Origin of the sequence: Segniliparus sp. (assembly GCF_051660745.1) — a bacterium.
GTDB lineage: Bacteria > Actinomycetota > Actinomycetes > Mycobacteriales > Mycobacteriaceae > Segniliparus.
On record NZ_JBOFQF010000042.1, the window covers coordinates 99,248 to 119,723 of the forward strand.

The 20,476-nt window shown below is 70.5% G+C and carries 18 protein-coding genes and 1 tRNA gene; 10 read left to right on the forward strand and 9 right to left on the reverse strand.

Annotated elements, in window-relative coordinates:
- Positions 1-45: 45 nt before the first annotated feature.
- The 4 genes from thrB to lysA form a co-directional block, all read right to left on the reverse strand.
- Entirely contained in the window at positions 46-981 is a 936-nt protein-coding gene (gene thrB / locus ACRC20_RS14745) for a homoserine kinase (RefSeq protein WP_438687140.1), read from the reverse strand.
- On the reverse strand, positions 974-2,062 hold the full coding sequence (thrC, locus tag ACRC20_RS14750) for a threonine synthase (protein WP_438687141.1): 1,089 nt from the start codon (positions 2,060-2,062) through the stop codon (positions 974-976). Before thrC ends, thrB begins: the two co-directional genes overlap by 8 nt.
- Before the next feature lie 115 nt (positions 2,063-2,177).
- Entirely contained in the window at positions 2,178-3,533 is a 1,356-nt protein-coding gene (locus tag ACRC20_RS14755) for a homoserine dehydrogenase (protein ID WP_438687142.1), read from the reverse strand.
- Positions 3,523-4,878, reverse strand: coding sequence for a diaminopimelate decarboxylase (gene lysA / locus ACRC20_RS14760; RefSeq protein ID WP_438687143.1), 1,356 nt, complete (start codon positions 4,876-4,878; stop codon positions 3,523-3,525). The genes ACRC20_RS14755 and lysA overlap by 11 nt, the downstream gene beginning before the upstream one ends.
- 139 nt (positions 4,879-5,017) lie before the next feature.
- On the opposite strand from lysA, the gene ACRC20_RS14765 reads away from it, so the two are divergent.
- A tRNA-Arg gene (locus ACRC20_RS14765) sits at positions 5,018-5,093 on the forward strand.
- 33 nt (positions 5,094-5,126) lie between these two features.
- On the opposite strand, the gene ACRC20_RS14770 is transcribed toward ACRC20_RS14765, so the two are convergent.
- Positions 5,127-5,387, reverse strand: a complete 261-nt coding sequence (locus ACRC20_RS14770; RefSeq protein ID WP_438687144.1) for a hypothetical protein — start codon at positions 5,385-5,387, stop codon at positions 5,127-5,129.
- A 73-nt stretch (positions 5,388-5,460) separates the two neighbouring features.
- Entirely contained in the window at positions 5,461-5,832 is a 372-nt protein-coding gene (locus ACRC20_RS14775) for a DUF4345 domain-containing protein (protein WP_438687145.1), read from the reverse strand.
- 88 nt (positions 5,833-5,920) lie between these two features.
- Here ACRC20_RS14775 and ACRC20_RS14780 point away from each other — a divergent pair, with 88 nt between their 5' ends.
- The 5 genes from ACRC20_RS14780 to ACRC20_RS14800 all read left to right on the forward strand — a co-directional run bounded on the left by ACRC20_RS14780 (position 5,921) and on the right by ACRC20_RS14800 (position 11,834).
- A complete protein-coding gene (locus ACRC20_RS14780) occupies positions 5,921-6,724 on the forward strand; it encodes an HD domain-containing protein (protein ID WP_438687146.1) in 804 nt (267 codons plus the stop codon).
- A 154-nt stretch (positions 6,725-6,878) separates the two neighbouring features.
- Positions 6,879-7,226 (forward strand): hypothetical protein, encoded by a 348-nt coding sequence (locus tag ACRC20_RS14785; RefSeq protein WP_438687147.1) that lies wholly within the window; start codon positions 6,879-6,881, stop codon positions 7,224-7,226.
- 86 nt (positions 7,227-7,312) lie between these two features.
- Positions 7,313-8,140: a hypothetical protein gene (locus tag ACRC20_RS14790; protein ID WP_438687148.1), complete on the forward strand. Its 828-nt coding sequence runs from the start codon at positions 7,313-7,315 to the stop codon at positions 8,138-8,140.
- Positions 8,140-11,349, forward strand: a complete 3,210-nt coding sequence (locus tag ACRC20_RS14795; RefSeq protein WP_438687149.1) for a hypothetical protein — start codon at positions 8,140-8,142, stop codon at positions 11,347-11,349. The genes ACRC20_RS14790 and ACRC20_RS14795 overlap by 1 nt, the downstream gene beginning before the upstream one ends.
- A 17-nt stretch (positions 11,350-11,366) precedes the next feature.
- Positions 11,367-11,834 carry a hypothetical protein gene (locus ACRC20_RS14800; protein ID WP_438687150.1) on the forward strand — a complete coding sequence of 156 codons (468 nt, stop codon included), beginning with the start codon at positions 11,367-11,369 and terminating at the stop codon, positions 11,832-11,834.
- A gap of 117 nt (positions 11,835-11,951) precedes the next feature.
- On the opposite strand, the gene ACRC20_RS14805 is transcribed toward ACRC20_RS14800, so the two are convergent.
- A complete protein-coding gene (locus ACRC20_RS14805; RefSeq protein WP_438687151.1) occupies positions 11,952-14,360 on the reverse strand; it encodes an AAA family ATPase in 2,409 nt (802 codons plus the stop codon).
- A gap of 11 nt (positions 14,361-14,371) precedes the next feature.
- Positions 14,372-15,499 carry a metallophosphoesterase family protein gene (locus ACRC20_RS14810; protein WP_438687152.1) on the reverse strand — a complete coding sequence of 376 codons (1,128 nt, stop codon included), beginning with the start codon at positions 15,497-15,499 and terminating at the stop codon, positions 14,372-14,374.
- Between the two features lie 65 nt (positions 15,500-15,564).
- Between ACRC20_RS14810 and ACRC20_RS14815 the strand changes: the two genes are divergently transcribed.
- The 3 genes from ACRC20_RS14815 to ACRC20_RS14825 are packed head-to-tail and all read left to right on the forward strand — an operon-like array spanning position 15,565 to position 19,093.
- On the forward strand, positions 15,565-17,073 hold the full coding sequence (locus tag ACRC20_RS14815; RefSeq protein WP_438687153.1) for a CoA-acylating methylmalonate-semialdehyde dehydrogenase: 1,509 nt from the start codon (positions 15,565-15,567) through the stop codon (positions 17,071-17,073).
- Positions 17,074-17,105: 32 nt separating this feature from the next.
- A complete protein-coding gene (mmsB, locus tag ACRC20_RS14820; RefSeq protein WP_438687154.1) occupies positions 17,106-18,026 on the forward strand; it encodes a 3-hydroxyisobutyrate dehydrogenase in 921 nt (306 codons plus the stop codon).
- Positions 18,023-19,093 carry a CaiB/BaiF CoA transferase family protein gene (locus tag ACRC20_RS14825; protein ID WP_438687155.1) on the forward strand — a complete coding sequence of 357 codons (1,071 nt, stop codon included), beginning with the start codon at positions 18,023-18,025 and terminating at the stop codon, positions 19,091-19,093. Before mmsB ends, ACRC20_RS14825 begins: the two co-directional genes overlap by 4 nt.
- On the opposite strand, the gene ACRC20_RS14830 is transcribed toward ACRC20_RS14825, so the two are convergent.
- On the reverse strand, positions 19,077-19,694 hold the full coding sequence (locus ACRC20_RS14830; protein WP_438687156.1) for a maleylpyruvate isomerase family mycothiol-dependent enzyme: 618 nt from the start codon (positions 19,692-19,694) through the stop codon (positions 19,077-19,079). The two genes, ACRC20_RS14825 and ACRC20_RS14830, sit on opposite strands and share 17 nt — an antisense overlap.
- A 172-nt stretch (positions 19,695-19,866) precedes the next feature.
- Here ACRC20_RS14830 and ACRC20_RS14835 point away from each other — a divergent pair, with 172 nt between their 5' ends.
- Positions 19,867-20,466, forward strand: coding sequence for a hypothetical protein (locus ACRC20_RS14835; protein ID WP_438687157.1), 600 nt, complete (start codon positions 19,867-19,869; stop codon positions 20,464-20,466).
- Positions 20,467-20,476 lie beyond the last annotated feature (10 nt).

Sequence of the window (20,476 nt, forward strand, 5' to 3'; positions counted from 1 at the left end):
GCGACTTTCTTTCGCCCCTCGCAACAGCCCCCCGGCGTGGCGCGCTCACCAGGCCTGAGCGGCCTGGGCGAACGAGACCTCCCGGCGTTCCCAGCCGTCTCCGGCGACCACCTCGGCGCAACTGGCCCGCTCGGCCTCTTGCGAGGTCAGAGCCAGGACAGAAGGGCCGGCGCCGGAGACCATGGCCGCGACGCCCCGAGCGCGCAGCTCCCGCACAAGCTCGGCGGTCGCGGGCTGCTCCGCCGCTCTGTGCGGCTGGTGGAGCCGGTCGTCCGACGCGGGGAAGAGCAACGCGGGGTCGGAGCTGAGGGCCAGCACCATGAGCGCGCTCCGGGACAGGTTCGCGACTGCGTCCTCGCGGGACACGAGCGCGGGCAGCACGCCCCGCGAGACATGCGTCAGCCCCCGCGACTGCGGGATGAAAACCACTGGCGCCACCTGCGACGACACCTGCACCGGCGCGGCCCGGTACCGCGCCGCGCCGGTCGCGGCTTCGATGTCGGTCCACGACACCACCGCGCCGCCGAACACGCTCGCGGCGGCGTTGTCGGGATGTCCTTCGAATTCCCCGCCCAGCTGCACAAGCTCCGTTTGGTCCAGCAGGCTTTCCGAGCCCTCCGCCTTCGCGACGAGGGCCTGGGCGACGGCGAGGCCCGCGATGATGGCAGTCGCGGAGGAGCCGAGCCCCCTGGCGTGCGGGACGGCGTTGCGGCATTGGACCAGCAGGCCCGGAGCGGCCTTGCCCCGCGCCGCGAGCCCCCGCCGGACGGCGCGCACGACGAGATGGGCTTCGTCATGCGCCACGACGTCCGCGTCCTCGCCGACGACTTCGACGCGCAGGCCGCCCTCCGTCACCGTCGCGGTCACTTCGTCGTAGATGGCGAGCGCCACCGCGAGGGAGTCGAAGCCTGCGCCGAGGTTGGCGCTGGAGGCGGGCACCCTCGCCGTCGCGGACAGCCCAAGGGGCAGCTGGTCAGCCAAGGCCGAGCTCGCTGAGGCCGATCCCGACAAGTACCTGCGCGGGGTCCACGTCGATCGCGTTGAGCTCCGGCATGGACTTGAGCGCGGTGTCGGGGTCTTTGAGGCCGTTGCCGGTCACTGTCGCGACCACGAGGCTGCCCTCGGGCACCCAGCCCTCGGCGTGGGCCGCGAGCAGGCCCGCGACGGACGTCGCGGACGCGGGCTCGACGAAAACGCCTTCTTTGCTGGCCAGAAGCCGGTACGCCTCCAGCAGAACCTCGTCCGTGACGGCGCGGAACTGGCCGCCGGACTGCTCTTTCGCGGCGACGGCGGAATCCCAGGACGCGGGGGCTCCGATCCGGATCGCCGTCGCGATCGTCTCGGGGTCCTTGACCGGGGCGCCGAGCACAAGCGGGGCCGCTCCGGCGGCTTGGACGCCGAGCATCTTCGGCGTGGACGACACCACGCCTGCCTCGTGCCATTGTTTGTAGCCGCGCCAGTACGCGGTGATGTTCCCCGCGTTGCCGACCGGCAGCGCGTGGATGTCCGGGGCGCGCCCGAGCGCGTCCATGATCTCGAAGGCAGCCGTCTTCTGCCCCTCGATGCGCACCGGGTTCACCGAGTTCACGAGCGCCACCTGCGGGAACGAGGCCGCCGTTTTGCGCGCGAGCTCCAAGCAGTCGTCGAAATTGCCGCGCACCTGGATGATTTTCGCGCCGTACACCACGGCCTGGGCCAGCTTGCCCGCCGCGATCTTGCCCTCGGGGATGAGGACGGCGCAGGCGAGGCCCGCCCGCGCGGCGTACGCCGCGGCCGAAGCGGAGGTGTTGCCCGTCGAGGCGCACAACAGCACCTTCTGGCCGCGCGCCACGGCGTCGGTCACCGCCGCAGTCATCCCGCGGTCCTTGAAGGAGCCGGTCGGGTTCGCCCCCTCCACTTTCAGCCAGACCTCGCACCCGACGAGCTCGCCGATCCGAGGCGCGGGGACCAGCGGGGTGTTCCCCTCAAGGAGCGTCACCGGCGCGGCCTCGGAGCCTTGGGCGGCGCCGAGGTCCAACCACTCCCGGTACGCCTCGATCAATCCGGGCCACGCCTTAGTCATTCTCGAACTCCAATCGCAAAACGCTCTCCACCTCGATCACCGCTCGCCCCGGCCCGAGGTCCAACACAGAGCCGACCCCACACGCCGGTACGCCTCGATCAATCCGGGCCACGCCTTAGTCATTCTCGAACTCCAATCGCAAAACGCTCTCCACCTCGATCACCGCAGGGAGCTTCTCCACGTCGCGCACCGTTTCGGCGAGCGCGCGGCCCAGCGCGGAGTGGGTGATGATGATGATCTCTGCCCCTCCGCCTGGCCCTCCGTCATGATCCGTCACGCCTTTCTGGAAAACCGTGGCGATGCTGACATCCCGCTTGGCGAACATGTCGGCGACCGAGGCGAGCACGCCGGGGCGGTCGTCCACCCGCATGCGCACGAAATACCGCGCGGCCACGTCCCCGATCGGGGCGATGGGCAGCTTCGCGTAGGTGGACTCGCTGGCCACGGCGCGGCCGAGGACCACGTTGCGGGCCGCGGCGACGAGGTCGCCCGCGACCGAGGACGCGGTGGGCGCCCCGCCTGCGCCCTGGCCGTAGAACATGAGCCTGCCCGCGTTCACCGCCTCGACCACGACCGCGTTGTACGCGCCGTTGACGCTCGCGAGCGGGTGCGAGCGCGGCACCAGCGCCGGGTACACCCTGGCCGAGACCCGTTCCTTGTCGTCCTCGCCCACCACACGCTCGGAGAGCGAGAGCAGCTTGATCGCGTAGCCCAGCTGCTTGGCGGACTCGATGTCGGCCGCGGAGATCTCGGTGATCCCCTCGACGTGCACGTCGTCGGCGGTCACCCGGGTGTGGAAGGCGATGGAGGCCATGATCGCCGTCTTCGCCGCGGCGTCGTGGCCGCCGACGTCCGCAGTCGGGTCCGCCTCCGCGTAGCCGAGCGCCTGCGCCTGTTTGAGCACGTCGGCGTAGTCCTTGCCCTCCGAGTCCATGGCGGAGAGGATGAAGTTCGTGGTGCCGTTGACGATCCCGGCGACGGCGGTGATCCGATCGCCTGCCAACGACTGCTTGAGCGGACGGATGACCGGGATAGCCCCCGCGACCGCCGCTTCGAAGAACAGGTCGACCTTGGCCTTCTGCGCCGCCTCGAACAGTTTCGCGGAATGCGCGGCGAACAACGCTTTATTGGCCGAGACCACAGACTTGCCCGCGCGCAGCGCCTGCCGGATGAGGTCCTTCGCGGGGTTGATCCCGCCGATGAGCTCGACCACCACGTCCACGTCGGGCCTGGCCACGAGCGCCTGCGCGTCCGTGGTGAGGAGCGCGGGGTCCACCAGACGGCTCGCCGCAGGGCGCTCCGCGTCGAGCTTGCGCACCGCGACGCCCCGGAGCACGAGCCTCGCGCCGACCCTGGCGGCCAGCTCCTCGGCGTCCTCGATCAGGATCCGGGCGACCTCGCTGCCCACGACGCCGAGGCCGAGCAGTCCGACCCCTATCTCCCGTGTCTCTCGGTCCTCGTTATTCGCCATCTGGCACCTCCAGGCTCAACAGGTCGGCTTCGGTCTCTCTGCGCAGCATGAGCCACGAGCGCCCGTCCTCCACGACGGCGACGGCGGGGCGCAGCAGCGCGTTGTAGCGGCTCGAAAGCGAGTAGCAGTACGCGCCCGTGCTCGCGACGGCGAGGATGTCGCCCGCCGCGATGTCCTCCGGCAGCAGGCAGTCGCGCACCAGGATGTCCCCTGTCTCGCAATGCTTGCCGACCACGCGCGATTGCGCGGGCACGGACGAGCCTGCCCGGGAGACGAGCCGGACGTCGTACTCCGCGCCGTACAGGGCCGGGCGGATATTGTCGCTCATGCCGCCGTCCACGCTCACGTATTTGCGCGTCTTCCCCTCCGGAAGCGTCACGTCCTTCACCGTGCCGACGGTGTAGAGCGTGACCGTGCCCGACGCGACGACCGAGCGGCCGGGCTCGACGGCGATGGCGAGGGGCGCGGCGGCCGCGTACTGGTCGACCTCCTTGCGGACGGCTTCGGCCAGGTCTGCCTGCGAGGGGGGGCGCTCGCCCGGCTGGTAGGCGACGCCGAGGCCGCCGCCGAGGTCGAGCACGTGCAGCGTCGGGATCGGCCCGAGGGCGCGGACCGTCTCGTCGACGAACGCGGCGACCCGTTGCGCCGCGAGCCGGAACCCGTCGAGGTCCAAGATCTGCGAGCCGATGTGGCTGTGGAAGCCCGCCAGGCGCAGCCGGGGACGGGCGAGGACCCTGCGCGCAGCCTCCAACGCGACCCCCGAGGCGACCGAGAAGCCGAACTTCTGGTCCTCGTGCGCCGTGGCGATGGCCTCGTGGGTGTGCGCTTCGACACCGACTGTGAGCCGGATGAGGACGTCTTGGTCTCGGCCCAATTCGGCGCAGACCGCGTCCAGCCGCTCGATCTCCTCGAACGAGTCGAGCACGACCGCCTCGACCCCGACGTCCACCGCCCGCCGGAGCTCTGGGACCGACTTGTTGTTGCCGTGCAACGTGATCCGGGCGGGCGGGAACCCGCCGCGCAGCGCGATGGCCAGCTCCCCGCCGGAGCAGACGTCCAGAGAGAGGCCCTCTTCGTTGAGCCAATGCGCCAACTGCCCGCTGAGGAACGCCTTCGACGCGTAATGCACGTTCCGGGCACCGAACGCGTCGGCCCACTGGCGGCATCTGGAGCTGAAGTCGTCTTTGTCCACCACGAAAAGAGGGCTGCCGTAACGCTCGATCAGCTCGTCCGCCCGCAGACCTGCGATGCGGACGACCCCGTCCCCGCCGCGGGCCGCGTGTTTCGGCCAAACCTCAGGGGCGAGCGCGGCGAGCGTCGCCGCCGCTTGGTCCACCGGAGTCACGAGGTGTCATCTTAGGGCGTGCGCCCGACGGAGGACACGTCGGACCGCGCTAAGCCGCGCGAGCTTCGAACAGCGCGTTCAACCGTTTTTGCGCACGAGCCCCCGTGGGGTAGGATGAACCGTCCCAACTGCTGCACACGCCTCCGTAGCTCAGGGGATAGAGCGTTCGCCTCCGGAGCGAAAGGTCGTAGGTTCGAATCCTACCGGAGGCACCACCATTTCAGACCGATCTGACGCTGGGGCTCCGCTCAGATCCCGTAGCCGGTGCCGTAGTAGGCGGGGCATTCGAAGCCGTCGCCGAACACGCCCAATGGGCCGGGACCGCCGCAAGCCCCGTGCCACGGCGATCTCCATTCCCCCCGTTCGGGCCACTGGGCGTTCTCGTTGCGCTTGCCCGCCATGTCTTTGTCGCACAGCATCCCCAACGCCTGGGCCGCCGAGCCTTCCTCGTGGAGGTCCACGGCCATCTCACGGCCCCGGACGCTCAGCCTGACCACCCGTTCCGCCATGTCCGTGGTCCTCCTCTCGGCTCCCTTGGATGCTAGCAGGAATCGGGATCCGGCGCGAGAGTGACGCGAGCCGTCACGACGCGGCGAGCGAAGTCTCCGAAGCCGCCAAAAGCAGCACCGCCGAAGCCACCTCCGTGGCCAGCGCCACACGCAGGACCCCCTTGGGCTTCCCATGCTCCGGCACTCCCGCCAGCCGCGCCACGGCGATCGAGGCCATCACGCCCGACAGCAGCCGCAACACAGCTGGCGAAGGCCGCTGGGCGGCCCAGATCTGGACCACGCCGAGCCACACCACGATCGCGCCTGCCGCGCGGGCTTGGCTGTCGACCACCGGACCCGAAGGCCCGCCATCCGGCATCCCCTTCGTGCCCGATGCGATCTGCTTGAGCCCGACTGCCGCCAGCCACACTCCGAGGATCGCGCACGCGCGCCGTAACGAAGCCATGCGCAACCCTAACAGCGCGGCCGAAACGCGCCCACAGACCCGCAAGCCTCTGCGTCTAGGATGAAAGCCGACCGACAAGGAGGCCGTCTTGACCGATAGCACTTTCACCTCCCCCGGCTGGTTGTCGGACCCCTCCTTCGGGAAGTTGGGCCTGCGCGAGCAATTGCGCGAGGCCAGGCGGATCCTCGCGGACCAGCTCTTGGGCGCTCCGCACGCGGTCAAAGCGATCCTGCAGGACAGGCGCCCGGCCACGGCACTGTCCCGGCTCGCCCCCGCCCCCGACACCGACCTCTGCAAGAACGCCGAGCTCGTCGCCGTCTCCACCTACAGCTCGGCGGTCCTCGGCCATGTGTACCGTTGTTGGAGCTGGGCGACGCTCATCGCCGAGCACGAGGGCCTGCCGTACGACCCCGAAGCGCTCTACTGCGCCGCGCTTTTGCACGACGTCGGCCTCACCTCGGCGCACGCCCCCGACAGCGGCTGCGGTTGTTTCGCGGTGAGCGGCGCGCGGACTTCGGCGAGCCTGCTCGCCGCCTGGGGCGCGCCCGGGCGAACCGTCGAGCTCGTGGCCAAGGCGATCGCGCTGCATATGGACGCCCGCCCCGCGAAAGGCGCGGCCAGCGAAATCGCGCTGCTGCACGACGCGGCGTTCCTCGACGTGGTCGGGTCCGGCGTGCGCCGCACCACGCAGGCGGACCGCGCGACGGTCCTCGCCGCACACCCTCGGACCGGGTTCGCCTCGGAGTTCACGCAGGCGTTGCGCAAGGAGGCGACGAGCAGGCCCCGGTCGCGGGCGGCGCTGTCCTATCGGCTCGGCGCGCCCCTCGCCGTTCGGCTCAACCCGCTGGAGCACCACCCGCTGGCCCGCTCGGCCCCGCACGGCCTTCCGTGACCCGTGCGGCGAAAATACTTCTCCGTCTCAGATGACGCCCCGGCGCGGCAAGTGCCACAATGGACGAGACAGGCGCTCCGAAATCGGGGGGAACCAAAACCGGGGCCGGCGCGTCTAACATGAATAGAGCGACAGACAGGAAGGGGCGCGGAGCATGACTATCCCGCTCGGCAAAGGGGCCGGGGGCGAGGATTTCGCCTTCGACAGCGACCAAGCGACCGTCGCCGGAGGCAAGATCTCCGCGCTCGCGGACAGCATCCGAAGCCTGCCGCAGCAGGCAGGGGCGCAGAACGGGGCGCCCAGCCTCGGCTCCGACCGCGTGAGCAAAGCAGTCGCCGAGATCATCGCCGCGCAGAACGAGGTCATTTCCGCAGGCTCGGCGCATCTCTCCGGCAGGCTCGAAGCGGCGGCAGGCCACTTCACGTCCTCCGCCACAGAGGTCCACGAAACCGAGGCGGCCAACTCGATCTCGCTGACGGCGCATCTGACCACGGGAGCTTAGTGCTCACTTCGACGAGAACGGCGAGCACGAGTGTGACCGAACCCGACGGGACCCAGTCGAATCAAGACACGCCGTCGAACAGGGACGTGCCTGAATGGATGGCCCAGCTCAGCCCGGCCACGTTGGAGCTGGCGTACGAGCTGTTGGAACGCCAGAACCGTCGCCGCGAATTCCTCGACAGCGTCCATCGTCGCCGTGTCGTGCTGGCCACGCCGTCGGAATCGGTGCGGCTCGAGACCAACTACCTGCTGCTCCCCCAGAAGGTCCTCCTGCGCGAGCATGTCTCCTTCTCGCCGTATCTGACCCACGCGTTGCGGCTCACCGCGAAACGGGCGAGGGAGATCGTCGTGGAGGAGGAAGAGGCCTGCGGGGGCGGCCTCGGCGAAGCCGCTCCGTTCTTCCCGACCGTGTCCGAGGAGGACGCGCTCCTCGATCCCGGCGAATTCCCGTCGGAGATGGCCGAGAACTCGGCGAACCCTGAGCTCGCCGAAGAGTTCCGGGCCTTCGTCCGGGCAGGCTTCGCCGCCGAGCTTTCCGGGGAGCAGCCGACCCGGCCGGTCGGCCGTTCCACACTGTCGTTGAACTTCGAGACGCCGCGCGGCGAGCTCGGAGCCTCGGTGGACCGGCTCGGCCTGCCGGTGCATATTTTTTCGAGGCTCCCGCGCCAGCACTCGGAGAGCGTCGTGTGGATGGCGCACGAGGGCGCGCGCCGAATGCGCGAGCAGCTCCGGAGCGAGACCCACGAGCTGCGCAGGGGGACCTTCGAGCTCGCCGACCTCGCCGAGGGGGCTCCGAAATTCGCAGACCTCGATCAACAACCCGAGCTGACCGGCCCGTACTTCCCAGACGAGTACGAGCAGGAACGCTACGACAGGTTTGTCTTATCACTACGGGAATTGAAGGAGGCAGAATAATGGCCGCAGTGAACGCGGGCGTGTCGGCGGGAGTGAGCTCGTCGGGCTCGGGCGTGGAGTTCGACCAGATGGCGACCCTCATCATCGGGGACAACAAGATCGAGCTGGACGTGAGCTTCTTCGCGCAGCTCCAGCAGAGCCGGGACCCGCTGTCGCAGCTGCTGGGCCAGGCCGTCGAGGGGGTCAACTCCATCAACAGCGCGGCCAGTGGGTGGTGGCACGGCAAGTCCTACGGGACCGCGTCGGACCTGCTCTCCGGCATCGCCAGCGGGGACGAGGCCTCGCTCTCCAAGTTCGCCGACCAGCTCGGCCTGCAAAACTCGCAGAACCAACAGCTCAGCCAGCTCATCGGCCAGGCGAAGGACGACATGCACCGGATCGTCCTCAACGCCTACGACCAGATCGGGCAGCTCGGGGTCAGCGGCACATCGAGCACGGGCGGCCTCGGCCCGAAGGCGATGTCGGTCGTCAACAACGGCCGCAAGGCGGTGGACGACCTGATCATCCAGCTGCTCGGGCAGATCCGGAACATGCACGACTCCAACCAGGACGCGGCGAGCCGCTTCCAGAGCGGCAAGAAAGACGCCAAGGCGGACGGGGAGGCCAACGCTTCGCCAGGGGGCCAGGGCCAGGGGGTCCAGATCGACCAGACCCAGACCAAGCACAACGCAGACGGCTCCACCACCGTCACCGGCAAGGACAAAGACGGCAACGTCACGTACACGACCACGCACAAGGACGGGTCGGTCGACACCACGGTCACGTCCAAGGACAAAGACGGCAACGTCACGTACACGACCACGCACAAGGACGGGTCGGTCGACACCACGGTCACGTCCAAGGACAAAGACGGCAACCCTGTCGCCACGACCACGCATCAGAACGGCTCGTCCGACACGCTGGTCGCGACGAAGGACAAAGACGGCAACGTCACCTCCAAGACCACGCAGGCCAACGGGGGCAAGACCGAGAACGTCTACGGCGCCAAGGACAAAAAGGACACGACCACACAGGCGGACGGCGGGAAGACCACAACGCAGACCAAGCCGGACGGCACGCAGGAGAGCAAGCACGAGCCGCCGCAGGACGCTCAGGACGCGGGCGCGGGCAGGGGCAACGGCGACACCCCGGCTCCTGGACGGGCAGACGGGCACGAGCAGCCGGGCGATGGCGGATCGCCGTCGCAGTCCGGCCTGATCAGCACCCCGAGCGGCCCGAGCGACGGCGGCTTCCACGGCGGGGGCAACGGGGGCTTCCACGGCGGCGGAGGCGACGGCGGCTTCCACGGCGGCGGCGGAGGCAACCAGGGCGGCAACCCTGGCAACCAGGGCAACAACGGGGCGTGGGGCGGCGGCCATGAGCCCTCGCAACAACAGAACCCCCAGCAGCAGGACAACCGCAACAATCCCGTCTCCTCCCCCACCCCGAGCAACTCGGAGCACACCGCGAATCCCACCGGGGCGATCGGGGACACCCGCACGGGCCCCGTGGGACCGATGGCGACCACCGGGCTGCAGGGCGGCGCGCCCGCGACCAGCCCGCAGAGCAGCTCCCCGGCGACGAGCACGTCGGGCGGGCCGAGCAACGCCGAATCCCGCCAGACCTCCAGCCCGTCGCAGAGCGGCGGCGCGCAGGGCGGCGCGCCCGCGTCCCCACAAGGCCCGCTCGGCCAAGGAGCCAACCCAGCAGGCCCGCTCGGCAACCTCGCCAACGCGGCGGCGCAAGCCGCCTCCCCCCTCGGCAACCTCGCCAACGCGGCGACAGGGGTCGGGAGCAACATCGCGAACCTCGCGGGCGCGCCGGGATCGCTGAGCCAGCCCCCCACGCCGACCGCGCCATCGGCGGCGGGGACGGGGACGGGCTCCGGTTTCTCGGGCTCCGATTACAAGCCCGCGCCCGGCAACGCCACCCCGGCGAGCTTTGGCGGCGGCTCTGGCGGTTCCGGCGGAGCCGCGCCGCCGCACCAACCGCCGCTGCAGCAAGCGCCGCCCACAGGCGTGCCGACACCGCCGCCGCCGCCGAACACCGGGCAAACGCCCCCCGCCGAGGGGCCCGCAGGCCAGGGCGGCGCTCCCACCTCGCCAATGGGCGGGGCCTACCCCATGTCCCCCTACGCAGGCGGCCCTGCCGCCGCTGCGGGCGGGCGGCATTCCCGGGGAGGCCTCGGCCCGTGGCAGGCCGACCCGAACTACACCGGGCCCAATGTGATCGACCCGCTGGGGAACAGCCACCCCAACCAAGACGCGATCGACACGATCGTCCGGCTGCTGCGGCTCGTGTTGGATTCGGACCGGGTCGCGCGCGAGAACTACCCGCCGGGCGTCCGCCCCGCGTACGCCATCGCCGCGCACGCCGACCCCGACGAGATCGTGCACTATTTCTTCTTCACGAACCAGGGCCGAGGATGGACGCCGCCCGGCGTCGTCGTGCCGCGCGCCACGCAGCTCGGCTGGGAGACGGTGCCGCCCGCGGGCCGCGGCGGGATCCTCGGCAGGAGCGACCCCGGCCTGCAGGCGCTGCGCCACTTCGAGGCCGTCTCGCAGGAGTACATCGCCAGCGGGAAGCGCTACCGGCTGATCGCCGTCGCCACGAGCATGGAGGTCCGGGACGAGCTGAACACGGCGATCTTGCAGGCGAACGACAAGATCGTCGGCGATGTCGCGATCGCGGCGGAGCCTCGGTTCGTCGACCCTGCGACCAGCTCGGGCGGCCAGGCCGCCGAGAGCGCCACGGTCCTGCTCCACCGTTTGGAGGCCGTCGCCCCGGACGCGCACCGGCGCATCTCCGCTTTGCTCGCCGAGAAGGCGGATGTCTCCTCGCTCGCCATGGAGTTGGCCGTCGACACGGTCGAAGCCTCGTTCGCGTACGACCGGCCCGCGTTCTTGGAAGTGGTCGGCGCGCTCAAACGCGGCGAGCCGATCACCGAGAACATGGTCGAGGCGCTGCGCGAGGACATCGTGGCCGCGGTCGGCAGCGCGGAGATCGAGCGGAGCCAGCAGGAGGCCAAACCGCCCGCGGACCAGAAGATGGTGAAGTACGCGAGCGACCACACGAGGATCTCCGCGGGCGTCGCCCTGCTCGCCCTCCTCGAAGGCGACGACGACTCGGTGCTCGACATCGCGTACGAGCACTACGCCACGAATGCGCGGCCGGACAAGATCAGCGGGCTCATCGACCAGCTCGCCCCGAGCCAGAAGCCCGCGCTCTAGGCAGTATGCTGTCGCCTATGACACATATCCTCACGAAGGCGGCGGTCATCGCCTCGCTCGCCGTCGGCGGCGTGGTCGCGCCCGCCAACGCGGACCCCGGCGCGCCGACGGGCCCGTGTCAGGTCATGCTCAAGGCCGTGGACGACGTCGCCGCCGCGCTCAAACCGTTCCGCCAACGGATCGACGCCGACGGCTGGAGCTACAACGACCCCGGCATGGAGTATCTCGCGGACGACGTGTGGAACAAGATCCGCAAAGCGCGCCTCACGGTGACGCTCATGCCGGACAACGGCTTCCCGCAGTGGTGGACGAACATCGCCCACCGCTATGTGAGCCGGGCAAGCAACCTGGCCGAGACGATCCGCATCCGCGCGATGCCAGAGCTCGACCGCGAGGACATCCACCTCTACCTGGCGCGCTACGACGACGTGGCGACCGACGTGGTCGGCGTGTGCACCAGCCCCGACCCCGAGGCCAACTTCTAGCCCCTGCCGCGCAGGCGGCGATCTGCGGCGTTATCGGAGCCTCGCGTACCCATACCGCCTCCGTACGCGTCGACTCCTGCTGCCTTGCCTCTCATCCGCCTGAGCGGCAAGGTCGCATTACAGACGTATGGTTTTTCCGATGTTGGCAAACCGCTCGGGGAAACAGGTCAGCACGATCACCTGCCCGGTCGTGGCGGCAAGCGCGTCGCGCATCTTCGCCAAGCGCTGCGGATCGCTGTGGCCGAGAGCGTCGTCGATGACCACTGGCGCGCCTTCGAGCGGGTCGACCAGCTTCGCGCACGCGAGCCGCACCAGCATGCTCACCTGCTCCTTCGCCCCTTCGGAGAGCGAGTCGAAGTCGACCGTCGTCCCGCGCAGCGTCCTGGTGTCGACGCGCAGCTGCCCGTCGAGCTGCACCGCGAAAGAGTCGCCGAACACCGCCGCGCCGAGCTCGTTGACCGCCCGCTCCAGCGGAGCGGCGTAACGGCTCTGCGCCGCGTCGCGCCGCGCGTTCACCGTCTCCCAAAGCAATTGGGCCGCTCGGGCGCGCTCCGCGACCCGGTCCAGCTCCTCCTGCGCGTGCGCCAGCTCGGCCCCGGTCGCGTCGAAGGTTTCCTGATGCCCCGCCCGCGCCCCGACCGAGAGCCGTCCCGCCGTCTGCGCGGCCTCGTCGCGGACCGAGTCGAAGCGCTTGGCGAGCGCCTCGTCGCGCTGCTCGGCTGTCGCGACTTCGGTCCGCGCGGCGCCAAGATCCGCTTCGGCGACCCGGGCGCGGAGCTCGGCGAGCGCGCCCCGCGACTGATCGGCCGCCGCCTCAAACTGCCGCGCCCGCTCCCGCAGCGGCTCGTCGGCCTCCTGCGCGCGGGCCTGCGCGAGCCGGTCCGCGATCCGCTCCAACTCGGCCTTTGCCGCAGACTCCCGTTCCTGGACCTCGCGAGTTTTCGCCTGCAGCCATTCCGCCGGCTGCGCCCCCGGATCGGCGGCGCTGTCGATCTCCGCGCCCAGCGCCCGGACCTGGCCGTCAAGGTCTTCTTGCGTCCGTGAGCCGAGCAGCGCCGTGAGCGCAAGCGTCCGCCGCTCCAGCTCCTCGGCCAGCAGCGCCCGCTCCTCAAGGCGGCGCTCCGCCTCTTCCGCCGACTGCGCCCCCGCCCGGCCCAAGGCTTCAGCCAGCGCTTCCTGCGCCTGCCGGAGCCGGGCCTCGATCCCCTCCCCTTGCTCGCCGGGGGTGATCCGCACCGTGAGCAGGCCCGGCACGACGATGTCGAGCGGGCGCAGCACGGCGCGGCGCACCGACGCGCCCGCGTCGGCTTCGAGCGGTTCGCCGTCGACCTCGATCCGCTGCGCCGCGTGGAAACCAATGTCGACAGCAGCGGACACGGCGAGCGCCTGCGCCTGCGCCACCTCCGCTTTCCGGGCCGCTTCCTGCGCCCTCTTGGCGAGTTGCGGGTCGATCGCGCCCGACAGCGCCGCCCTCGCCCGCCGCTGCGCCTCCACGGCCTCGGCCGATTGGCCGGACAACGCCCGCAGCTGGGACAGTTCGGCCCGTTTGCGCTCCAGCCGGGCGGTCTGCTCGACCACCATCTCCTCGGCGGTTGCGACGAAGCCCGCCATGAGGCGTCCGCCCTGCGCCACCAGCCCCTCGACGGCCTTCGCGCGCTCGTCGTGCTCGGCGGCGAGACGCTGCCGGTCGGCCTGTTCCTTCGCGGCGGCCTGCGCTTGCGCCTGGGCCAGCGCGGCGCGCTCCTTCGCGAGGTCGAGATGCCCGTCGAGGCCGCGCACCGACTCCCACCTCTCCCTCGCCCGCCCGAGCGCCCCGGCTGCCTCCTCCCGCTCCACCCGCAACGCTGCGAGCTGGGCGGCAAGCTCGTCGTGCCGCTGGGAGTCCGTTTCCACAGACTCCAGCGCCTCGCGGGCCGCCGTATGCCGCGTCTGCGCGCCAGCCGCGCGCTCCTGCGCCGCGCGCAATTCGCCGGTCGGCCGTCCGCCTGGCGTGTGGTAACGCCGCACCTCGGCCTCGATCCTCGCCAAGAGCGTGGTCTCCGTGCCGCTGAGCGTCACCGGCCCCGCCGCCGCGTCGAGCGCCTTGAGCAGCGCGGGGCAGCCGTCGACATCCGCCTGGCCCCGCGCGGTCTGCAGCATGCGCAGGGCCTTCCACAGCTCGAGGTCCACCGTCGCGGCGAGCATCGACTGCACCCGCTCGTGCGCGGCCTCCCCCGTGAGCTGCTCGCGTTTCGGCGCGAGGACGTCCAGCGTGGTCGCCGGGCGCTTGAGCCATTGCTTCGCGTAGACGAACCGATACGGGCCGCTCTCCACCTCGGCCTCGACGAAGGGGGCCGAGTCGGAGCCCTTCGGCGCGACCGCGCGCACTTGTTTGGTCTTCGAGGAGTCCTTCACTTCGAGGAGAAGGTCCAACGCCTCGATCATCGAGGACTTCCCCGCCTCGTTCGGGCCCTCGACCACAGTCGTCCCCTCTGGGGCGAAGACGACCTCGCGCCCGGCCACGCCTCGGTAGTTGACCAACTTCAACCGGTGCAGCCTCACGCTCCGTCCCCCTGCCCCGAGCTGAGCCGCAGGAGCAGGCCCAACGCCCGTTGCGCGTCGCCGCTGCCCGACCGAGCCTGCCCCGAGAGCTCGGCGACGGCCTCCCCGACGAACCCGGTGAAGCCCGCGAACTCCCCGTCCGCAGGCATCGTCGCCAGCTCGGTGTGCCGCTGCCACAGCTTCACGCTGGCGAACAACCTGCCGTGCCGTTCGAGGACTTCGTCGAGGGAGGCGCGCTCGGCGACGGACAGCGCGCCGCGCAACGCCAGCCGCAACACTGCGGCGTCTTTGTCGGGGATCTTGGCCAGCGCCGCTTCGAGGATCGCGACGTCCGCGCCCGAGCTCATATCGTGGCGCAGCGTCGAGAACCGCCATCGGCCCACCCGTCTCGGCTCCACATGGGCGCGGTCGCCGTCCAGCTCGACCACAAGGACGGCCCCGGAATCCGTCTCGACGTCGTCGAAGTTCGTGGCCTCCGGGCTCCCCGAGTACCAGACCCGGTCCGCGACCTTGGTCGTGGAGTGCCGGTCGCCGAGCGCCACGTAATGGACCGGAGCCCGCTCCAGGTCGGCCAGCCGCATCATGCCCGGCATGGACGCGTCCGGGACGAGCACGTCCACCCCGCCATGGGCAACGAGCACCCGCAGCTCGCCCTCGGATCCGGCGCCCGCCTCGGCGAGCGCTTCCGCGACGAGCGAGGAGCCGGGGCGCTTGACGCGCCACGGCGCGGCGACGAGGACGACTCCCGGCCGCACCTCGCGCGTGGAGTCGAGCACCGTCACGTTCGGCGGGCGCTCGGCCAAGAACTGCGCGCTCGTGTAGATCGAGCCCGCCGAGAGCGGGTCGTGGTTGCCTGGCAGCAGGTAGAAGTCGGCCCCGGCCTGGCGCATCGCCTCCAACGCCCGGCTCACCGTCGCCGGGGCGAGCTGGTTGCTCTCGAACACGTCGCCGCACACCACGACGAACTCGCAGCCCTCCCGCGCCGCCAGCGCGCCGATCGAGCCGATCGCGGCGAGCCGCGCCGCCGTGTAGCGGGATTGCGCGTCCTCGTCGAGGAAATGCCGCGTCATGCCCAGCTGCCAGTCGGCAGTGTGCAGGAATTTGACGCTGCGCGGGGAACTCACAGCGCCCATGCTAGGGCAGAGCGCCGACAAAAACATGGAACAGCGTGAGGCGTAGGATCGCAGCTATGACCGTGCGCGAACTCACACATTTCATCGACGGCAAGCCAGTCCCGGGGACCTCCGGGAATTTCGGCCAGGTCTACGACCCCAACACCGGCCAGGTCCAGTCCCTCGCCCCGCTGGCGAGCGCCGAGGAGACCCAGGCCGCCATCGCCTCCGCGCATGCCGCGCAACCCGCGTGGGGGAAGGTGAACCCGCAGCGGCGGGCCCGCGTCCTGATGAAGTTCCTCGAGCTCGTGGAGGCCGAGCGCGACTCGCTCGCCCGGCTGCTCTCCTCCGAGCACGGCAAGACCCTCGCCGACGCGCACGGCGACATCCAGCGCGGCCTCGAGGTGGTGGAGTTCGCCACCGGCATCCCCCACCTGCTCAAAGGCGAGCACACCAACTCGGCGGGGACCGGGATCGACGTGCACTCGCTGCGCCAGCCGCTCGGCGTGGTCGCCGGGATCAGCCCGTTCAACTTCCCCGCGATGGTCCCGCTGTGGATGGCCGCCCCGTCGATCGCCTGCGGCAACGCGTTCGTGCTCAAACCATCCGAGCGCGACCCTTCGGTGCCGCTTCGCCTCGCGGAGCTGTTCCTCGAGGCGGGCCTGCCGCCCGGCGTGTTCAACGTGGTCAACGGGGCGCACGACGCGGTGAACACCCTGCTCGCCGACCCAAAGGTGTCCGCGATCGGCTTCGTCGGCTCCACCCCGGTCGCCGAGCATGTGTACCGGACTGCGGCGCAGGGCGGCAAGCGCGCCCAATGCTTCGGCGGGGCGAAGAACCACATGGTGATCATGCCTGACGCGGACCTGGACGCGGCGGTCGACGCCCTCCTCGGCGCCGGGTACGGCAGCGCGGGCGAGCGCTGTATGGCGATCTCCGTCGCGGTGCCCGTCGGCGAGGCGACGGCGGACGCGCTGGTCGCCAAACTCGCCGAGCGCGCGCGGCAGCTCAAAGTCGGCCACAGCCTCGACGACGGGGCGGACTTCGGCCCGCTCATCGGCCCGGACGCGCTGGCACGGGTGCGCGGCTACATCGATATCGGCGTCGAGGAGGGCGCGGAGCTCGTGGTCGACGGCCGGGGCTTCTCGCTTCCCGGGCACGAGGACGGGTTCTTCCTCGGAGCCTGCCTGTTCGACCACGTCACCCCGCAGATGCGGATCTACCGCGAGGAGATCTTCGGCCCGGTGCTCTCCGTCGTGCGGGCGAAGGACTACGAGGAGGCCCTGCGCCTGCCGAGCGAGCACGAGTACGGCAACGGTGTCGCGATCTTCACCCGCAGCGGCGACGCGGCGCGGGACTTCGTCGACCGGGTGCAGGTCGGCATGGTCGGGGTGAACGTCGCGATCCCGGTCCCGGTCGCCTACCACGTGTTCGGCGGTTGGAAGCGCTCCGGATTCGGCGACCTCGGCCAGCACGGCCCGGACTCGATCCGGTTCAACACCAAGACCAAGACCGTCACCTCGCGTTGGGCGGACGGCGGAGCCTCGGCAGCGGGCGGACATTTTGTGATTCCCACCATGCAGTAGATGTGACCCTAGCCATGCAGTAGGGTGGTCTCATGAGCACCATCACATTCCTCGGCCTGGGGCAGATGGGCGGGCCGATGGCCGCGAACCTGGTCAAAGCCGGGCACCAGGTCGTCGGCTACGACCTCGCCCCGCAGGCGCGGGAGCACGCAGAGGCGGCCGGGGTGCGCGTCGCGGACCGCCCGAGCGCGGGCGCGGACGAGGCCGATTTCGTCATCACCATGCTCCCGACCGGGCAGCACGTCCTCGACGTGTACGCCGACCCTGCGGGACCGCTCGCCGCGTCCAGGCCGGACACCGTGTTCATCGACAGCTCGACCATCTCCGTCGGACAGGCAAAGGCCGCCGCGCAGCTCGCCGCCGAGGCGGGCAGGCGGGCGGTGGACGCCCCGGTCTCGGGCGGGGTCTTCGGCGCCCAAGCCGCCACGCTCACCTTCATGGTGGGCGGCGACGAGGCCGAAGTCGCCCAGGTGAAGGGCGTGCTGGAGTCCATGGGCAAGCGCATCGTGCATTGCGGGCCGCACGGAGCCGGGCAGGCCGCGAAGATCTGCAACAACATGGTGCTCGGCGTCTCCATGGCGGCCATCTCGGAGGCGTTCGTCCTCGGCGAGAAGCTCGGGCTCGACCCGCAGGTGTTCTACGACGTGGCCTCGACCTCCTCCGCCCAATGCTGGGCGCTGACCACGAACTGCCCCATCCCAGGACCGGTGCCCGCGAGCCCCGCGAACCGGGACTACCAGGGCGGGTTCGCCACGGCGCTCATCGCCAAGGACCTCGCCCTCGCCGCAGAGGCCGCCGACGGGGCAGGGACGGCGACCGAGTTCGGCAGGCTCGCGGCGAAGCTCTTCCGGGAGCACGCCGACAGCGGAGCCGCGCGGCTCGACTTCTCATCCATCCTCGTGGCCCTTCGCGAACAGGCGGGCGGCCCGGACAATCAGGAGCAACACCTATGACGACAGGACCGCTCGCAGGCGTCCGAGTGCTGGAATTCGCCGGGATCGGCCCAGGGCCGCATGCCGCCGTGCTGCTCGCCAACCTGGGTGCCGACGTGGTCCGGGTGCAGCGGCCCACCGAGCCGCTGACCCCGGACCAGCAGCTGCGCGGACGGCGCACAGTGATCGCCAATCTGCGCGATCCCGAGCAGCTCGCACAGGTCAAGTCCCTGGTCGAGCGCGCCGACGTGCTGATCGAGGGCTTCCGCCCCGGCGTGATGGAGCGCAACGGGCTCGGCCCCGACGACTGCGCCGCGCTCAACCCCAAGCTGGTCTACGGGCGGATCACCGGCTGGGGCCAAGAGGGGCCGTTCGCCCCGCGCGCCGGGCACGACCTCAACTACGTGGGGCTGACCGGGATCCTGCACGCCATCGGCCCGGCGGACTCCCCTCCCCCGCCGCCGCTCAACATGGTCGCCGACTTCGGCGGCGGCTCGATGTTCCTCGTGCTCGGTGTCCTCGCCGCGCTGGTGGAGCGGGAGCGCTCCGGGCTCGGCCAGACTGTCGACGCGGCGATGGTGGACGGCGTCGGCGCGCTCTCGCACTTCATCTGGTCGTTCCGCGACGCGGGGCTGTGGACCGACGAGCGGGAGGACAACCTCCTCGACGGCGCGGCTCCGTTCTACCGGACCTACGAGACCTCGGACGGCAAATACATCGCGGTCGGGGCCATCGAGCCGCAGTTCTACGCCCAGCTGCTCGCCGGGCTCGGACTGCAGGCCGACGACCTGCCGTTCCAGCTCGACAAGAGCAGCTGGCCGGAGCTGTCCAAAACGTTCGCGGGAATCTTCCAGACCAAGACCAGGGACGAGTGGGCCGCGATCTTCGAGAACACGGACGCCTGCACGACGCCGGTGCTGTCGTTCGCCGAGGCCCCGAAGCATCCGCACATGGCCGCACGCGCGAACCTGCTCGACGTGGACGGGACCACCCTGCCCGCCCCCGCCCCCCGGTTCTCCCGGACTCCGGGCGAGCTGGCCGGGCCGCCGCCGTCGCAGCCGAGCGACCCCGCTACGCTCTGGCGCTGAGCTTCGCCACACCCGGCCCGGAGAGGTCTTCGAGCGCCGACGGACGCCCGGCGAACGCCATGGCCAAGGCCTCTCCCGGCCCCTTGACCTCAAGGCCCTTGCCCCAGGACCAGTCCAGGTCCGTCGCGACGAGCCGGGTCCCACGGGCCCGCAACCCGCCGCGCAGGATCGGGTGCGTCGGCAGGAAGTCGAGCACCGCGCGCAACCGGTCCTGCGGGATCTCCCGCGCAAGCCCGAACGGGCGGCGGATGTCTTGGTGGTGGACCAGACAGTCCGTCAACCCCGCCCTCCCGCCGAACAATGCCATCAGGCCGCGCGGGCGCAGGTTCGCCTGCAGCCGCCCGAGCAGCTCCTCCGTGCTCTGCCCCGCGGCCCGCGCGACCTCGGCCTCGTTCACCCGGTCCGGGGTCAGCCCGCCCGAGACGAAGCGTTTCGCCAGCTCGACGGGCCCGAGGCTGTCGTAGCTGATCACGTGCGCCACAACGTCGCGCACCCGCCATTTCGCGCAGAGCGTCGGGGCGTCCCACTGCTCGGGGGAGAGCGATTGCAGCAGCGACACGAGGTCGGCGCGTTCGGCTTCGAGGAGATGTATGGCAGTCATGGCGATGAGCCTACTCATGGCTGCCACCGGATCGACAAGCTGATCGATCATGGGAATCTGCCGTTCCTCTCCGCGAGGCGTCCGACAAGAGATATCCGACACTATTCAGTATGTGACGCCCTACAATGGCCGCATAGCCCGCCCGAGCGCCGCCGTGAGTATCAGGAGTCCCATGCGCAGAAACTACCTCGCTTCAGCGGTCGCGATCCTTGTTGTCGCGCTTGCGCCTGCCAGCGCCGCCGACACCACGCCCTTCCCGTCGAGCGAGATCGACAGCCTCCTCCCGGCCCGCGACGAGCTCCTCTCGCTCGCACCGCCGAAGGCCTTGGAAGTCAAAGCTTCGCGGATGGCCAAAGATCAGGTCACTGGCAGCTGGCTCAAATGCCCCGGGGCGAGAGGGGTCGAGGACGAGCTGGCGTTCGACAGCACTGTCGCCGACACCCGGCGCTGGTCGGTGGACGGGGGATATTCCGGCGAGATCGCCGTCGGCGTGTACCCCGACCCGCAAACCGCGAGCGCATCATTCGCCTGCGACACCGGGGAGATGCGCAAACGCCACGCGGCCGAGACGACCGCAGACACGATCCAGTGGCACGGGTCCAAGACATGCCAGCCCCTCGGGACAGATCCTCTGACCCCCTGCATACCCATTCCCCTGACAGGGGAGGCCCGCCTGGTCGGCAACGTCATCGTGGAGGTCGAAACGAGTCGCGACGCAGGCGTGACCGCCGCCGTCGCGAACCTCATCGCGCAACGCGCCAGGCGGAGATAGCGCTCACTTC

What these genes read in the sequence shown, in the direction of transcription:
- ACRC20_RS14785 (WP_438687147.1), top strand. Translation starts at nt 6,879, where the DNA reads ATGACTATCCCGCTCGGCAAAGGGGCCGGGGGCGAGGATTTCGCCTTC.
- ACRC20_RS14795 (WP_438687149.1), top strand. Translation starts at nt 8,140, where the DNA reads ATGGCCGCAGTGAACGCGGGCGTGTCGGCGGGAGTGAGCTCGTCGGGC.
- mmsB (WP_438687154.1), top strand. Translation starts at nt 17,106, where the DNA reads ATGAGCACCATCACATTCCTCGGCCTGGGGCAGATGGGCGGGCCGATG.
- ACRC20_RS14825 (WP_438687155.1), top strand. Translation starts at nt 18,023, where the DNA reads ATGACGACAGGACCGCTCGCAGGCGTCCGAGTGCTGGAATTCGCCGGG.
- ACRC20_RS14770 (WP_438687144.1), bottom strand. Translation starts at nt 5,387, where the DNA reads ATGGCGGAACGGGTGGTCAGGCTGAGCGTCCGGGGCCGTGAGATGGCC.
- thrC (WP_438687141.1), bottom strand. Translation starts at nt 2,062, where the DNA reads ATGACTAAGGCGTGGCCCGGATTGATCGAGGCGTACCGGGAGTGGTTG.
- ACRC20_RS14830 (WP_438687156.1), bottom strand. Translation starts at nt 19,694, where the DNA reads ATGACTGCCATACATCTCCTCGAAGCCGAACGCGCCGACCTCGTGTCG.
- ACRC20_RS14755 (WP_438687142.1), bottom strand. Translation starts at nt 3,533, where the DNA reads ATGGCGAATAACGAGGACCGAGAGACACGGGAGATAGGGGTCGGACTG.
- ACRC20_RS14835 (WP_438687157.1), top strand. Translation starts at nt 19,867, where the DNA reads ATGCGCAGAAACTACCTCGCTTCAGCGGTCGCGATCCTTGTTGTCGCG.
- ACRC20_RS14800 (WP_438687150.1), top strand. Translation starts at nt 11,367, where the DNA reads ATGACACATATCCTCACGAAGGCGGCGGTCATCGCCTCGCTCGCCGTC.
- ACRC20_RS14775 (WP_438687145.1), bottom strand. Translation starts at nt 5,832, where the DNA reads ATGGCTTCGTTACGGCGCGCGTGCGCGATCCTCGGAGTGTGGCTGGCG.
- ACRC20_RS14815 (WP_438687153.1), top strand. Translation starts at nt 15,565, where the DNA reads ATGACCGTGCGCGAACTCACACATTTCATCGACGGCAAGCCAGTCCCG.